The sequence below is a fragment of the Bradyrhizobium sp. genome (assembly GCF_016462955.1).
Lineage (GTDB): Bacteria > Pseudomonadota > Alphaproteobacteria > Rhizobiales > Xanthobacteraceae > Bradyrhizobium.
In genome coordinates this window covers 1-1,065 of the sequence record NZ_JAEMSD010000870.1, presented here as the reverse complement: position 1 = coordinate 1,065, position 1,065 = coordinate 1, and the positions used below count along the sequence as shown (strand labels likewise).

Here is a 1,065-nt window from a genome sequence, read left to right as displayed (position 1 = left end):
TGATGGGCACGGGCGCCGCCTACGACGTCGAGCGCGTCGGCTTCTTCACGCCGAAGATGCAGCAGGTCGAGGAGCTCGGTCCCGGCGAGATCGGCTTCATCACCGCCGCGATCAAGGAAGTCGCCGACACCCGCGTCGGCGACACCATCACCGACGACAGGAAGCCGGTCGCCGAGATGCTGCCCGGCTTCAAGCCGGCGATCCCGGTGGTGTTCTGCGGCCTGTTCCCGGTCGATGCCGACGACTTCGAGACGCTGCGCGCCGCGATGGGCAAGCTGCGCCTGAACGATGCCAGCTTCTCGTTCGAGATGGAGACTTCCGCTGCGCTCGGCTTCGGCTTCCGCTGCGGCTTCCTCGGCCTCCTGCACCTCGAGATCATCCAGGAGCGGCTGTCGCGCGAATTCGACCTCAACCTGATCGCGACCGCGCCGAGCGTCATCTACAAGATGAAGCTCACCGACGGCACCGAGCTCGAAATCCACAACCCCGTCGACATGCCCGACGTGGTCAAGATCGCGGAGATCCAGGAGCCCTGGATCGAGGCCACCATCCTCACGCCGGACGAATATCTCGGCAGCGTGCTGAAGCTGTGCCAGGACCGTCGCGGCTCGCAGAAGGAGCTGACCTATGTCGGCGCCCGCGCGATGGTGAAATACGATCTGCCGCTCAACGAAGTCGTGTTCGATTTTTATGACCGGCTCAAGTCGGTCTCCAAGGGCTACGCCTCGTTCGACTATCATCTGACCGACTACAAGCCGGCCGATCTCGTCAAGATGCAGATCCTCGTCAACAACGAGCCGGTCGACGCGCTCTCGATGCTGGTCCACCGCACCCGCGCCGAGGGGCGCGGCCGCGCCATGGTCGAGAAGATGAAGGAGCTGATCCCGCCGCACATGTTCCAGATCCCGATCCAGGCGGCGATCGGCGGCAAGGTGATCGCCCGCGAGACGGTGCGCGCGCTGCGCAAGGACGTCACCGCGAAGTGCTACGGCGGCGACATCACGCGCAAACGCAAGCTTCTGGAGAAGCAGAAGGAAGGCAAGAAGAAGATGCGGCAGTTCGGCA

Annotated in this window: 1 protein-coding gene; it reads left to right on the top strand. The window is 64.2% G+C overall.

What is annotated here, in order from left to right; genetic code table 11:
* Positions 1–1,065, top strand: a 1,065-nt coding sequence (lepA, locus tag JHD07_RS39380; RefSeq protein WP_291632026.1) for a translation elongation factor 4, incomplete at both ends; no start/stop codon positions are given.